Annotated in this window: 10 protein-coding genes; 4 read left to right on the forward strand and 6 right to left on the reverse strand. The window is 29.6% G+C overall.

What is annotated here, in order from left to right; genetic code table 11:
* Positions 1-222: 222 nt before the first annotated feature.
* The 6 genes from nadR to sppA all read right to left on the reverse strand — a co-directional run bounded on the left by nadR (position 223) and on the right by sppA (position 8,907).
* Positions 223-1,281, reverse strand: a complete 1,059-nt coding sequence (gene nadR, locus K324_RS0103540; RefSeq protein WP_026747945.1) for a multifunctional transcriptional regulator/nicotinamide-nucleotide adenylyltransferase/ribosylnicotinamide kinase NadR — start codon at positions 1,279-1,281, stop codon at positions 223-225.
* Between the two features lie 158 nt (positions 1,282-1,439).
* Positions 1,440-2,882: a DNA recombination protein RmuC gene (locus K324_RS0103545; protein ID WP_026747946.1), complete on the reverse strand. Its 1,443-nt coding sequence runs from the start codon at positions 2,880-2,882 to the stop codon at positions 1,440-1,442.
* 19 nt (positions 2,883-2,901) lie between these two features.
* Complete coding sequence (locus tag K324_RS0103550; protein WP_026747947.1) at positions 2,902-4,470, reverse strand: YihY/virulence factor BrkB family protein; 1,569 nt, start codon at positions 4,468-4,470, stop codon at positions 2,902-2,904.
* A 37-nt stretch (positions 4,471-4,507) separates the two neighbouring features.
* On the reverse strand, positions 4,508-5,698 hold the full coding sequence (thiI, locus tag K324_RS0103555) for a tRNA uracil 4-sulfurtransferase ThiI (RefSeq protein WP_026747948.1): 1,191 nt from the start codon (positions 5,696-5,698) through the stop codon (positions 4,508-4,510).
* A gap of 32 nt (positions 5,699-5,730) precedes the next feature.
* Entirely contained in the window at positions 5,731-6,879 is a 1,149-nt protein-coding gene (locus K324_RS0103560) for a cysteine desulfurase family protein (RefSeq protein WP_026747949.1), read from the reverse strand.
* A 243-nt stretch (positions 6,880-7,122) separates the two neighbouring features.
* Positions 7,123-8,907, reverse strand: coding sequence for a signal peptide peptidase SppA (gene sppA / locus K324_RS0103565; RefSeq protein WP_026747950.1), 1,785 nt, complete (start codon positions 8,905-8,907; stop codon positions 7,123-7,125).
* A 193-nt stretch (positions 8,908-9,100) separates the two neighbouring features.
* Here sppA and K324_RS0103570 point away from each other — a divergent pair, with 193 nt between their 5' ends.
* From K324_RS0103570 to K324_RS0103585, 4 genes are all read left to right on the forward strand, one after another.
* Positions 9,101-9,376 (forward strand): ACT domain-containing protein, encoded by a 276-nt coding sequence (locus K324_RS0103570; protein WP_026747951.1) that lies wholly within the window; start codon positions 9,101-9,103, stop codon positions 9,374-9,376.
* 51 nt (positions 9,377-9,427) lie between these two features.
* Entirely contained in the window at positions 9,428-10,792 is a 1,365-nt protein-coding gene (locus tag K324_RS0103575; RefSeq protein ID WP_026747952.1) for a PFL family protein, read from the forward strand.
* Positions 10,793-10,875: 83 nt separating this feature from the next.
* Positions 10,876-11,445, forward strand: a complete 570-nt coding sequence (gene cbiT, locus K324_RS0103580) for a precorrin-6Y C5,15-methyltransferase (decarboxylating) subunit CbiT (protein WP_026747953.1) — start codon at positions 10,876-10,878, stop codon at positions 11,443-11,445.
* 138 nt (positions 11,446-11,583) lie between these two features.
* Complete coding sequence (locus tag K324_RS0103585) at positions 11,584-12,684, forward strand: hypothetical protein (RefSeq protein ID WP_026747954.1); 1,101 nt, start codon at positions 11,584-11,586, stop codon at positions 12,682-12,684.
* Positions 12,685-12,713: the final 29 nt, after the last annotated feature.

Raw genomic sequence — 12,713 nt, forward strand, 5'->3', positions numbered from 1 at the left:
ATTTATCTTTTACACATTGTTGCTTCTTCTATTCTTATCTCAATTGTCCTGCGACACATTTCGTATCGACAGGATATATATTATCATAATTAGATTTCTTTGTCAACTACTTTTTTTCATTTTATTTGGATTTTTTCATATTTTCATTCGCAGTCTGTTTTTTATTTCTTAGAAAGTGCTTATTATTTCTTGATTTTTAAACTATTGTTTCAATAAATTATTTTAGTTTATTTCAAGATATTTATTTAATATTTCGATGCTTTTCATGTAATTTTCTGTAAGACTTTTGTTATTTTTATAAAATAGTTTTATAAATTTTTGATTATTTTTTTCAAGTAAACATTGTAATATGTTATCAAATTCAGATTTTTCATTTTTTGAATTCGATTTTTTTTCAATGTATATTAGAATATCAAAGTTACTATGTTTAATGAAATCTTCTATTACTAGATTTTTTTGATGATTTTGAGTTATTGAAAAAGTTTGCAAGGAGGAAAATTCGGTATCTATAAAAGTTAGTTTATCGGCATTTTTGATAGATTCCAATATTCTTCTATTGTGTTCATAAGCGATATCGCTGTAATCAGAGTATTGGATATTTTCTATGTGATTCTGCAATTCTTCCTTTATATACTCTTTTCTATATTCTTTTACATAAGTTGTGTTGTAGTAATTGGATAATTTATGAGTTAAATTAGTTTTTCCCGAGTGTTCTGAACCGATTATTGCTACTTTTAAGACAAAAAATTCCCTTACATATTTTGGGATAAAAAACCAGTTTTTGTATGGGTTTTTTCTTATTTCAGTTGCACTGATATGAAAATTGTTTCTATTTATGTCTATTAATTGAATTTCTAAATTTTTATTGAAAGTTTTTTCAAAATTTGACAATGTTAAAAAATTATTTTTATAGTTTTCCACATCTTGAGTTTCATTTGTAAAAATTACATCCACTTTAATTTTATTTTTTAAAAGAGTTTCCTGTACCCTCTCACTCCATAATTTCCAGCCATTTGGATAAAATGGGATTCCATCTTCTGCAAGATGTATTATTTTTATGTTTTTCTGATGTTTAAAAGTTTTTTCTACAAATCTGATTCTATCTTTTATGGTTGGCATTTTCTTCATCTTTGATTCTTTAAATAATTTTTTGTCCCTGTCGTCATCGGTACATACAACAACATACAAATTTTCTACATAACCGCTGGCTCTTTGGATAAAATCAACATGTCCAATGTGCAGTGGATAAAATTTTCCAAATATTATTCCATTTTTTTGCATTTTTTATTTTTTCTCCTTTTTGAACTAATACTATTTCCCATTTAATATAGTAGAAATTGGCTAAAACTGTTTTTTTTACAAAATTTAGTGCAAATATATAAAATTTAATTTTAAATGGGATTTAGTATAACTTTTTTGTTAAATTTTATCAGATTCATTTATTCTTCAATTTCTAAAATCTTTAAATTTTCTGCATTATTATTTCCTATTTTTTCTTCAAATTTTGCATTTGAAATCTCTGTAAATCTTTTGCTTATTTTATTTGAAGTTGTGTTAATCTCTTTTACATCTTTGGAAACTTTTTCAATGTCTTTTTGGAGATTGTCCCAACGAGTACGGTATCTTGTAAATTCAGTATTCAATTTTTCCAATTCCTGCTGGATTATATTTGCGTATTTGTCACGTTCCAAGTTTGTCATCATAACTTGAATTACTGTCAATACTGAAATTAATGTTGTTGGTGAGGCTATTCGTACATTTTTTTTGTAGGCATATTCTATTATATCTGTATGGTAAGCATTTATTTCGGCAAAAATTGCTTCAGCAGGGAGAAATAATATTGCCTGTTCACTCGTTTCATTTTTTATTATATATTTTGAGGAAATTGCATCTATATGTTTTTTTAAATCACTTACAAAATCTTTTCTGGCATTTTCCCTTTCAATTTGAGATAATTCATTATTATACATTTTTCTATAATTTTCCAATGGAAATTTTGAATCAACTGTGATATTTCCAAGTGGTTCTGGAGTGAAAATAATGGAATCAACAATTGTTCCATTTGAAAGTTTGTATTGTTTCTGATAAAGTTTGTCGTTTTTTTCTCCAAAAACTGAAGATAATATTTGATAAAGCTGGATTTCCCCAAAAATTCCACGGCTTTTTTTATCAGTTAAAATATCTTGAAGCGAAACAACATTACTTGATAACGCTTCTATTTTTTTCTGTGCCTCGTCAATCTTACTCAAACGCTCTAACACACTTCCAAAGGTTTTTGTCGTTTCCTCAAATCCTTTTGATAAACGTTCTTCCACTTTCATATTCATTACATCAAGCCTGTTTTCAATTTTCTGGCTTAATTTTTCAAAATTTTCATTTATATTTTGAGTAAGTCCATCCTTGAACTCGTTTATATTTTTTGTCAAATTATGATTATTTTCATTCATTACACCTGTTAATGCTGTATTGTTTTCATTTAATCGAACTGACAGTTTTTGAATGTTATTATTCATGCTGGAAGTTAGAAGTTGACTGTTTTCAGTATGATTTTTGGATAATAACTGGTTATTGTCGTTCATTGTGCCACTTAAATTTTGTCCTAATTCGTTAAATCTTAAAAGTAATTTTTCATTGTTTGCAGATAATATGTTTCCTAAATTACTTACTCCTTCTAGCAAATTATTTTTTGTATTAAGACTTATTGTTTTTTCAATTTCATCAAATTTTTTCTTATTTTCCTCAAAATTTTGGCGATTATTTTCATTAATTTGGTTTAACAGCATTTTTTCTTCATTTTCAATATTTTTTTTATTAAGAAAAATAATTGTTCCAACGACTGTAAGGATATTTATTATTGCGATAATTACTATTATTGCTATCATTTTTATTCCTCTTTTCTAATTAAAAGAATTTCCAAGTTCCGTCTTCATATCTCACTTTTTTTTGTGTATTTTCAGAATTTTTATCTTCTGTTTTAGAAGTTTGAGCTTCAGGTTCACGATTGATTTTTTCTTTTCGTATTATTTTTGGAGAATCTTTTACTTGTGAATTTTCATTTTTTTGTTTTGAAATTTGAAAATCTATTGTTAATTCTTTAGATTTTCTTGATTTTATCGGATTTTGAAAATGTTCAGACTGTCCTGATTCTGAATAAGATGCTTCCTCTTTTTCAGGTGTATTGTCACTTTCAAACTCTGGTTCAGGACTTTCTATTTTTTTCATTGCCAACTTTTCTCTTATTTTTTCAAGAAGTTTTTGATCTTCCCCATTCAGATTGTCAAAAATATTTTCATAATATTCGATATTCTTTGTATCAAATTTTCTCATAAATTCTCTAATTGTTATGGACTCTGGGCTATATGCAACTTGATACTGGCTGTCTGAATTTTTATCATAAAAGACTTCATTGATAAATCCCATTTTTTCCAAGTCCGACAGAACTTCTTTTACAAAGAACACTTCCATTCCCAATCTATCCGTTAATTTTTGATATGTAAAAGATTCCTTTTTTTCAACAAAATTTTTAATAATCAAGGATAAAATTAAAATTCCAGCTTCTCTTTTTACTTTTATCGGCATTTCAATTTTTTCGCTGTATAAAAATTCATCAGATGTCTGAATTGAAAAGGCTATTTGTGCACCAAGCAGAATTGTTACCCAGACATACTGTACCCAGATTAAGAAAATAGGGATTAATGCTAAACTTCCATAAATTATATTGTATCTTGTAATTGACGACTGTAATAATAAAAACAGCAATTTCCATCCAAAAGTAAGTAATGTTGTTACAACTCCTGCATAAACAGCTGGCTTTACTTTCACATTTGTATTTGGAATGATGTAAAATAAATAGCTGAACAGGATAATGTACGTCGCAGGCCCGAATAATCCGATGAATAAGTTCATAATTACTACATTTTCAGAAAAATGTTTTGCGATTTCTTCGACTGCTACTGAATTTAAAGCTGATAACAGCACAAAAAATATTGGCCCTAAAAATATAATTGCAATATAGTCAACAACTCTTCTCGTAATTGATCTTTTTTTATTTATTTTCCATATTTTATTAAATGAATTTTCCAATGTTATTAAAACTTTTACTGCCGAATAAATTAAAATAACAATCCCAACCCCAGTTAATATGCTACTTTCCGTAGACAAAAGAAGCCTTTGGGCAACATCCACAATTGCTCTTAAAAAGCTGTTATTTCCTGGCCATAACTCAAAAAACTTCTGTATAAATATTTTATCCAGTCCAAATCCCTTTGTAATTCCTAATACAAGGGCAACTACCGGGAAAATTGCAAGAAGCGAATAATAAGTCAAGGAAATTGCAAGTATCTGCGTTTCTCCATCACGGTAATTTCTGTAAATCAAATAAATCATTCTTTTTATTTCATCTAATTTTTTCTTAAACCTACCTTCTTTTACCTCTTTTTTCTGTTTTTGAAAATCTTTCTTTTCTTTCATAAATTTTTCTCCATTATACTTTTATTTTTGTTTAAATTTATCCAAAATTAAAATATTCCTTTTCTTCAAAAATTTCATCCATAATTTCATCATAATTTTCAATTTTTGCCTCTTCTGCCAGCACATCTTTCAGCTTAGGATTTGTAACTGGATGTTTTGGAGCAAAAATTACACACGAATCCTCATACGGTTCAATGGATTTCTCATAAGTCTCTATTTCCTTTGCAATTTCAATTATTTCCGTCTTGTCCATTCCAATAAGAGGCCTAAATACTGGCAATTTTTCTACAGAAGCATTTGTACACGTAAGTCCTCCCATTGTCTGTGAAGCAACTTGCCCAAGACTTTCTCCTGTAATTAAAGCCTGATACTGCATAGTATTCGACAATCTTTCAGCTAGACGCATCATAGCCCGTCTTGTTAAAATTGTAGCCAAATCTTTTTTTGTCTGAGTATTTATCGCTTCCTGAATTTTTAGTATATTTAACGAGTAAAGTCTCGTTTTTCCAACATAAAGTGATAAAATGTCAGTCAGTTCCTTTACTTTTTCAAGAGCCTGTCGGCTTGTGAACGGAAAGCTGTGAAATGTGATGAAGTTTAATCTCATCCCTCTTTTTGCCATCATGAATGAAGCAACTGGACTATCTATTCCACCCGATAACAGAACAAGCCCCTTTCCTGTTGATCCAAGAGGAAGTCCTCCATAAGTTTTTATTCTATCTGTGTAAATATAAACATTTTTTCTAATGTCTATATTTATCATAACATCTGGATCTTTCATTTTAACTTTTTCAAACGGACTGTTTACAAGTACATGTCCTCCAAGTTCACGTGCATAGTCCATAGATTTTTTCTCAAATCCCTTGTTACTTCGGTTAACCGTTATTTTAAAGGTTCTGGCTCCATTTTCATAAGCATAGTTTGCAAATTCTAATACTTTTTCCTTTATAAATTCATCATTTCTTTCAACTTTTGCCGACTGATTAAGTCCGACTATTCCAAAAACTTTTTTTAACTTATCTGTCACTTCATCTAAATTTTCAGGATTTATTAAGACATATAGTTTTGACAAATCATCAAATAATTGATAATCAAATCCCTTTAGCACCTTATTAATTTTATTTCTTAATTTCTTTTCAAATTGCCCTCTATTTTTCCCCTTTAGCGATAACTCCCCGTATGAAAGCCCTACCGCATTCAATAAATTTTTATCAGTATAATTGTTCATCTCTTTCCTTTCTATTTTCAAATAAAAAAATATTATCTCATTTTCCTTATTCTTTCCACACTTTCCTTCAGTCTTTTCACAACTTCATCAATTTCTTCTTCCGTATTGTCCCGTGAAAAACTGAATCTTATCGCTCCATCCAGCTCTGATTGAGTAAGTCCCATAACTTCAAGTATTCTGCTGTTCCCTTTTTTTGATGAACAGGCCGAGCCTGTGGAAACATAAATCTGGTACATTCCTAAAAAATGTGTCAACACCTCGCCTTTTGTACCGTTAAACGATACATTCAATACTTTTGGACTTGATTTTTGGGGACTAAGCAAGGAATTAAATTTTATATTTGTAATTTTTTCAGAAATTTTATCTGCAAGCATTTCCTTTAATTTTTGCGAATACTCCATTTCCTTTTTTTCTTCCTTTGTCAAAATTTCCACAGCCTTTGCAAACGCCAGAATCAGTTCCGTAGGCATTGTTCTTTTCACAATACCATTTTCAGCATTTGAGCCAAAAATTACATCTGTTATTTTTACACGTTTATTTATATAAACTGCTCCAATTCCTTTTGGCGCATAAATTTTATGCCCGCTTACCGTTATTGCATCCACAGGAATTTTGTCAAATTTTATGTTTGTACATCCTAATCCCTGCACAAAATCAGTATGAAAATATGTATCCTTACTTTTTCTATGAATAATCCCAGAAATTTTCTTCAAGTCCTGAATCGCTCCAGTTTCACTATTTACTGCCCCAATCGAAACTATTGCTGTATCTTCCCTAATCGCATTTTCAAGTTCCTCAAGATTTACGAATCCATCCTTATCCACATTCAGATAATCCACTTCAAAGCCTATATTTTCATAATGTCTAAACACCTCATAAACTGACGGGTGTTCAATTTTTGTTGTAACTAGATGTTTTTTTGTACGTGAATTTGCATTAATAATTCCCTGCAATACAAGGTTGTTACCATCTCCGCCGCCTGCTGTAAAGTAAATTCTGTCAGCTTCCACTTTTAAATAATCAGCTACCGTCTTTTTGGCATTTTTTATCTTTAATAGAATTTTATGGGAAAAATCGTGAATTGCATCAGGATTTGCATAATTTTCCTCCAACGTCTGAACTAACACATCTATAACTTCCTTACGTGGCTTTGTGCTGGCTGAATTATCCAAATAAATCATTTTTCCTCCTTGTTTCAAATTATACTCAAACTTTTAAAATCAGATTACTTCAAATTAGGCAAAACTCTGATTTTAAAGTAATTTTACTGTTCCATATTTTGTGAAAATTAAATTATTATAAATTCTTGTTTTTATTATACTATATTTTATGAAATTTATCAAAAATAAATAAGTGAAAAACGGAGCTTTTTAATAAAAATTGTCCCGTCATACAAACAATTTTCACTTTTACTCCGTTTATTTTTAATACAAATTTAATTTATATGTTAAATAATATAGTGGTTTATTTTGATTTTGTACCGCAAAGTCGTATTCGTTAAATGCTTTTTTGGCTTGTGGAATATTTTTTTGCAGCTGTGTAGACAGACTGAATTTTTCTGTAACCATTTTTGTAAGTGATTTTAATTTTTGAGAAAAATCCTCCTCCAGATAAATATTTTCCACAGCATAATTATTACGTAAATTCAAGTCTTTTGCCATTATTTTTATAACTTCATCAAGACTTGCGATTCCATCAACCAGATTTATGTTTTTGGCTTCATCCCCTAGCCAGATTTTTCCTTGTGCATAGCCTTCAAGAGTATTTTCATCCATTTTACGATTTTTGGAAACACGGGATTTGAATTCCTTATATGTTTCCTGCATTGATTGAATGATTTTGGCACGGGATTCTTCAGATAGTGGCGTAAAACTGTCATAAATGTCAGAATATTTACCTTTTGATACTGAATTTGAATGAACTCCAAATTTATCCTGTGCATTATAAAGTTTTGGAACCATTGAAACTACACCAATTGAACCTGTAATTGTGGCATTGTTGGCAAAAACCTTGTTTCCTGCCATTGAGATGTAATAACCTCCAGAGGCGGTTGTATCAGACATTGATACATAGATTGGAATATTCAGTTTTGTCAGTTCCTGATAAATTATTTCAGAGGCAAGTGCTGAACCTCCACCTGAATTTACACGCAACACAATTCCTCTTAAATTTTTAGTCTGCATAGCTTTTTGTACTTTTTGAAGTATGTTATCCGGGGTTATTACGCCTTCTGTAACATCAGTTGGATCATATAAAATTGAACCTTCGGCATAAATTACAGCTATTGTTCCATTTCTTGAATTTCCTACTTTTTCATCTCTTACTCTTTTTTCATAATAGTCATAAATATCCGCAACATTGTCTTCCCTTATATTCAGACGTTTTGTAAAATCAGAAAAATGCTCAAGTTTATCAACAAAATTTTTATCACGTGCAGCAAATGGTGTCAAGTTCACATCATTTCCATTTACAATATCATTATTTAAAACATTTTTATCAATTTTACGATTCTTGGAAATATCAGTCACAAATTTCCCATATCTATTTTCCAAGATTCTAGTCAATTCGGAACGCAATTCAGGCGTCATTTCATTTCCAGTATAATTTTCCCCATAAGACTTGTAATTTCCAATACGGACAACTTCCATATTTACCCCAAGTTTATCAAATAGTCCCTTATAATAAATATCTGAATAATGGTATCCCGTCAAATCAAGGTTCGCCGATGTGGAAGGCACCATAACCACTTCATTTGCAATAGAAGCTAATTTATAATTGGCATTCGTAATATAAGCTCCAAAAGCATATATTTTTTTATTATTTGCCTTTAATTCTTCAAATTTTTTAGATAATTCCTCTACTTTTGCAGATGATAGATTTATTGTGTCCAAGGCAATAATAACTCCCTTTACCTGTTTATTATTCTTTATATCATCCAGGCTATTTAAAATATCCATATATGACAATTTTTCATCTGACAGAAAGTTTGAACCGACAATTTTATCTTCTGTAACATCAGAAACATTAAAAAGTATGTATTCATAGCTTTTTTTCATTCTTTCGTTCTTATCTTTGGAACTAAAAATTGCAATTGCAGAAATTCCAATAATAAAAATTATAAATATAAATAACGAAAGTTTTAGAAAAAATGAATATATTTCTTTTAATGTAAAAATTAAAGCTCTTTTTAAAAAGTTCCAAAAATTCATTTTTTATTTTCCTCCTCGCATGATTTTATGTAAATCCAAGTTTTTCAAATTATATCACTTTAAACAATAAATATCAACAAATAAGTTTTTTTATAATTTTAAAGGCAAAGTAAAATTTCCTGCTTGCTAAATGCCTAAATTTATGCGATAATTTAACATATTAAGAGTAATAAATCTGCTAGGAGGTATCGGAATGAACGATAGAATTGTTATTACGGTTATTGGAGCCGACAAAACAGGAATTGTCGCAAATGTATCGACAAAATTAAGTGAACTTAGCTTGAATATTATCGACATAACACAAAAGGTATTTGAAAATAATATTTTTGCGATGATTATGCTTGTGGAAGCTCCTAAAAATACAGATATGAAAGCATTACAGGAAAAATTTAAGGATGTTGAGGAAAAAATTGGAGTAAGAGTTTACTTACAGCATGAAAATATTTTCAAGGCAATGCACAGAATATAATTTTTTCAGAATTTTTCAAAAGCAATTATTTAAGAATTTTAGGAGGGAAAAATGAATTTATTACCTGATGAGATACTGGAAACAATAGATATGGTAGAAATGCAACATCTTGATGTGAGAACTGTCACAATGGGAATAAGCCTGCTTGACTGCATTGATACAGATGCCATAAAAACAGCGGAAAATATTTATAACAAAATTACAGAAAATGGAAAAGATCTGGTAAGAATTGCCGATGAGGTGGCAAGCAAATATAATATGCCAATTATTAACAAAAGAGTTTCAGTCACTCCAATTTCAATAATCGGGAATGCGACAAATGCCGAAGATTACACAATTTTCGCAAAGGCATTGGATAAAGCAGCAAAAACAATAGGAATTGACTTTATTGGAGGATTTTCGGCTCTCGTGGACAAAGGGTTTACAAAAAGTGATGTTAAGCTGATAAACAGCATTCCAAAGGCACTCTCTGAAACAGACAGGGTTTGCTCTTCTGTAAATGTAGGCTCTACAAAGTCAGGAATTAACTTGGATGCTGTAAAAATGATGGGAAAAACTGTAAAAGAGTTAGCTGAACTTTCCAAAGAGGCAGACGGACTGGCAGCCGCAAAATTTGTCGTATTTACAAATGCTGTTCCAGATAATCCATTTATGGCGGGTGCATTTCATGGTGTAGAAAATCCAGATGTTGTGCTAAATGTGGGAATCAGCGGGCCAGGAGTTGTAAGACACACGCTTGCTAACATTTCAAAAACTGCAAAAATTGATGAAATAACAGAAGCAATTAAAAAAGTAAGTTTCAAAATCACAAGAATGGGTGAATTAATCGGAAAAGAAGTTGCCGAAAGACTTGGCGTTGAATTTGGAATAATTGACTTATCACTTGCACCAACTCCAGCGGTAGGCGACAGTGTCGGAAATGTACTTGAAGAATTTGGACTAGAAGCAGTTGGAGCTTACGGAACAACACTTGCACTTGCAATTTTAAATGATGCTGTGAAAAAAGGCGGAGCAATGGCTGCAACTCGTGTTGGAGGCTTAACAGGAGCATTTATCCCAGTAAGCGAAGATCAGGGAATGATAGAAGCGACAAGCAAAGGATATTTAACACTTGAAAAACTGGAGGCAATGACTTGCGTATGTTCTGTTGGACTTGATATGATAGCTATTCCAGGTGATACCTCAGAAGCCGTAATTTCTGGAATAATAGCCGATGAAATGGCAATTGGAATGGTAAACAGCAAAACTACCGCAGTCAGAATAATCCCCGTTCCTGGAAAGAAAGCGGGAGATAGAGTAGTATTTGGAGGCCTTCTCGGAGAAGCAGATATTATAAACATAAATAATTTAGATTGTTCTGTGTTAATTAATCGTGGTGGAAAAGTGGCTCCTCCAATTCAGGCATTAAAAAATTAATTCAAAAATAAAATAATAAAAATAGAAAGTTAGGATTTATTCTTGGCTTTCTTTTTAAACTATACTTAAAAAAAGGAGTAAAAATGTATCATATAAAAGATGAGGAATTTTTAAGGGGAAAAGTTCCGATGACAAAAGAGGAAATCCGTTTTGTAAGCATTGGAAAAATGGAGCTGGAGGAGGATGACGTGTGCCTTGACATCGGTGGCGGAACTGGTTCTGTGAGCATAGAAATGGCAAGATTTGCACGAAACGGAAAAGTTTTTGTAATTGAGAGAAATGATGAGGCAGTTGAGCTAATTCATAAGAATATAGAAAAATTTGATTTGAAAAATGTTACTGTAATTAAAGGAATGGCTCCAGATGGACTAAAAGAATTAAATACAAAGTTTAATAAAATTTTTATTGGAGGTTCAGCAGGAAATCTGGTTGAAATTATAAAATATTCTTATGACAATCTTGTGGAAAATGGAATTCTGGTACTAAATTTTATTGTGCTGGAAAATATATCTACGGCTGTTGAGGAACTCAAAAAATATGATTTTAAAGATGTGGATATTTGTCAGTTAATCGTGAGTAAAAATAGAAAGGTTAAGGATTTTAACATGATGATGGCAGAAAATCCGATTTATGTAATTACTGCGAAGAAATAATAAATAAAAATAATAATTTAAATTTGTGTAAAACTCTAAAATTTAGAGAATTACACAATTTTTTTTTAGACAGACAAAATATGTCCTTTATAAAAAGTATAATGTAAAAATATTATGAAGGTAAAGGAGATAATTATTATGAGTAATTTAAAATTAACTGAAAATGATGCTTTTTACAATATGAAATTTGATAATGATATTTTTTTGTATTGGATGTTAAAATGGTTAAAAGTCGATACTACAAATAATAGTAATAAAAAAGCTTTAAAAAATATGGCAAAAAAATTCGTTGAGGAAATTTTAGGACAGAAACTGAATACGAAAGATATTGAAATATGTTATTCTAATTTTTATATTGGGAAGGACTATGAGGATTTTATTAATAGAATTCTAAATGAATATACACTTTTATTTATTGTGAATAAAAAGAAAAAGAGCAATAGAAAATATATTTTTTTCAAATGTTTTGACTACGACGAATTTTCACCATATTTTTTTGAATATAATCAAGAACTAGTTCAATTACTTAAAATATATGAAAATTTAGGAAATAATGAGACAGATAAAATAAAAATCGTATACATTACTCCTGATAAAATTTCTAGATATGAAAAAGAAGAAATAGGAGAAAAAATTATTATGTATGACGAAGAAAAACTTTTAGAATTTTTTAAAACTTTTAAAAAAGACATTGATGACAGTATTTTTGATAGTTATTATAACCAGCTCATGCGAGAAGTAAGTGAAGAAGATTATGACTCTTTTAATGTTTCAGCACTATACAGTATTTTGGAGTGGTATTTTGATAAAAAAAGAAAAAATTATGATGTATATAGAAATGATTACTATATAAAGTGGATAAAAGATGAATTTTTTATAGAATGTATATATAAAAAAAATAAAAATAGAGAATTTGATATACTGTTTGTGTTAAATTGGTTTCATCTTGATGAATTACAAGAAGATATGTTTGAATCAGTTCAATGTGAATTAAAAAATATATTTCCAGATTTTCAAAAAATTTATTTGGAAGAAGTTGACTTAAAAGAGAAAGAAGTTCCATTATTTTATTTAAAAGTAGATAAAGATGCTTCGTTGAGCAAAATAAAGAAAATATTGGATGAAATAACAGAAAAAATAGAAAAATTTAATGAAGCGAGAGGTAGTTCAAATATAAAAGATGAATACAATAAATATATTAAAGATGAAAGGAAAAAAGGTGGTATTTGGTTTTGGTAAAAGATTAGAAAAGAAAATTTTGATTATTT

Origin of the sequence: Leptotrichia trevisanii DSM 22070 (assembly GCF_000482505.1) — a bacterium.
Lineage (GTDB): Bacteria > Fusobacteriota > Fusobacteriia > Fusobacteriales > Leptotrichiaceae > Leptotrichia > Leptotrichia trevisanii.

Excerpts from the sequence above, each read along its gene's own strand:
- sppA (WP_026747950.1), bottom strand. The coding sequence starts at position 8,907 with ATGAATTTTTGGAACTTTTTAAAAAGAGCTTTAATTTTTACATTAAAA.
- K324_RS0103585 (WP_026747954.1), top strand. The coding sequence starts at position 11,584 with ATGAGTAATTTAAAATTAACTGAAAATGATGCTTTTTACAATATGAAA.
- K324_RS0103560 (WP_026747949.1), bottom strand. The coding sequence starts at position 6,879 with ATGATTTATTTGGATAATTCAGCCAGCACAAAGCCACGTAAGGAAGTT.
- K324_RS0103570 (WP_026747951.1), top strand. The coding sequence starts at position 9,101 with ATGAACGATAGAATTGTTATTACGGTTATTGGAGCCGACAAAACAGGA.
- nadR (WP_026747945.1), bottom strand. The coding sequence starts at position 1,281 with ATGCAAAAAAATGGAATAATATTTGGAAAATTTTATCCACTGCACATT.
- K324_RS0103545 (WP_026747946.1), bottom strand. The coding sequence starts at position 2,882 with ATGATAGCAATAATAGTAATTATCGCAATAATAAATATCCTTACAGTC.
- thiI (WP_026747948.1), bottom strand. The coding sequence starts at position 5,698 with ATGAACAATTATACTGATAAAAATTTATTGAATGCGGTAGGGCTTTCA.
- cbiT (WP_026747953.1), top strand. The coding sequence starts at position 10,876 with ATGTATCATATAAAAGATGAGGAATTTTTAAGGGGAAAAGTTCCGATG.
- K324_RS0103575 (WP_026747952.1), top strand. The coding sequence starts at position 9,428 with ATGAATTTATTACCTGATGAGATACTGGAAACAATAGATATGGTAGAA.
- K324_RS0103550 (WP_026747947.1), bottom strand. The coding sequence starts at position 4,470 with ATGAAAGAAAAGAAAGATTTTCAAAAACAGAAAAAAGAGGTAAAAGAA.